Raw genomic sequence first — 2,091 nt, 5'->3', positions numbered from 1 at the left:
GGCAATTAGAAGATGATATGATCCCCACCGTTTCTCGAGTAGGACCATATGATGATTTATGGAATTTAGATAATAAAAGAGAAAACATTGCTCCTGTAAAACCTCCAAAAAAGAAATTCCCACCACAACCTGAAAAGGATCTTTTACTATTTATTCAACATTTTAGTCGCGAATTAGAAGAGTGGCAACGAGACATTTTAACAATGTTACGAGAGGAAATGCTTTATTTTTGGCCACAGCTCGAAACAAAAATTATGAATGAGGGATGGGCTAGTCTTTGGCATCAACGTATTTTGAGAGAGTTAGATTTAACATCAGGTGAATCAATTGAATTTGCAAAACTGAATGCAAGTGTACTACAGACCTCGAAGACAAGTATAAACCCTTACTATTTTGGACTGAAAATGTTTGAGGATATTGAAGAAAGATATAACAATCCATCTGAAGAAATGAAACAATATGGGGTGAAAGTTGGTTCTGGAACTGAAAAAATTTTTGAAGTACGCGAGCTTGAATCAGATACTAGTTTTATTAGAAACTATTTATCAAAAGAATTTGTTATGAACAAAGACTTGTACTTGTTTAATAAACAGGGAAAAGAATATAAGGTTAATGATAAAAGTTGGGTGAATGTACGTGATCAATTGGTAAACATGCGTACGAATGGAGGATACCCCTATATTACTGTAAATGATGGAGACTATCAAAAAAATGGTGAATTGTATTTAAATCATTCATTTGAAGAAATTGAATTAGATCTTAAATATCTTGAAAAAGTTTTACCATATATATTCCAATTATGGGGAAGACCGACTCATATTGAGACAAAAATGGATGGAAAAGCTGTATTATTTAGTTATGACGGCAATAATATAAATCGTAAAACTTTGTAAATGCCTGTTTAGACGTTTTTTTATTTTAGCTGTTTTCGTAAACCTTGTTGTTTAAAAAGAGATATGTTGATTACCATTATCCATGCCACAACCAAACAAGTACTCTCCACATTTTGAGCTAAATCTATATAATATCAGAAGTGAAATACGGGACTTTTTTTACTTGCCTGTCGTGATTTTAAACAGGCGTTTTCTTGTCCTCTTGAACTAACGCATTGCTTTAGTTCAAGATCTTGGGTTGCCATTGGCAGCTAATTTTTATGAGGTAATAGCCAAATTATCCCAAATTACAAATGCAAATATTAAGTTATAATTAATATAAATTAAAGAAAATTGTAATTTTATAATCCTTATATTAGTATCTTTCAACTAATCAGAATTTAAATTATTGGAGAATTTTATGTATTATATTACCTTTTTATTTGTTGCAATTGTAATTAATGCTTTAGCCATTTTTTGTTTATTAATTTTAGACGAGCAAAATAATAAGAAAAATAAAATGATAGAACATCTCTAATTGAAACAGAAAAATTTAACTAGATTTCTATTGAAGCTTTCTAAAACTTTAGGGTTTTATTTAGGCATAACTTATTTTTGATTTAGCTTTCTTAAGTGATAAAGAAAATTAACAGATTGTTGTTCAACTAACGCATGCGTTAGTTCAATAAGAACACATAGGGGGAAATACAAATGTTTAACCAGGAAGAGAAAGAAAAATATGATGATTTAGTAAAACTTCATATAAAAATCTTTGGTGAAAAGATGACTCAACATTTTTTAGTAGAAGGGAAAAAAAATAACAGATATGAATCTGATTATCCGATTTTTCTTATAAATTATAAAGCAGGAAAATTCTTATTAGAAATGTATTGTCAAAAATTATCTGATGAACATACAACTGGTAGAATACTAGATAAACTTGAAGATGAATTTCAAGAATATCATTTATTTGTAGAACGAAATAAAAAACAACGAAATAAATAATAAGACTAGGTGACGTTTCACCACTTTAAAAGTCATATCATTTGATATGGCTTTTAAAGTGGTCTTATTTAACTAACACATGCATAAGTTGAATTGGAATCTATCATCTAAGTTAATTAAACTTTATCCAAACTGTCTTTTTTAGAAGAAATTTATTAGTAGTTTGTAACTTCATTTTATTTGAGATATAATAGCTTTAACCATTTGCTTTACC

2 protein-coding genes are annotated in these 2,091 nt (G+C 28.8%); both read left to right on the top strand.

The window, feature by feature from the left end; translation table 11 throughout:
• Positions 1 to 893: SpoVR family protein (locus tag CN692_RS21575; RefSeq protein ID WP_179865647.1), on the top strand; the 893-nt coding region annotated here is incomplete at its 5' end.
• A gap of 690 nt (positions 894 to 1,583) precedes the next feature.
• A complete protein-coding gene (locus CN692_RS21570; RefSeq protein WP_098121186.1) occupies positions 1,584 to 1,877 on the top strand; it encodes a hypothetical protein in 294 nt (97 codons plus the stop codon).
• Positions 1,878 to 2,091: the final 214 nt, after the last annotated feature.

This window comes from Bacillus sp. AFS002410, assembly GCF_002556365.1.
Taxonomy (GTDB): Bacteria; Bacillota; Bacilli; order Bacillales; family Bacillaceae_G; genus Gottfriedia.
Note: the sequence above shows the minus strand (reverse complement) of the source record. Positions and strands in the feature narration are given on the sequence as shown.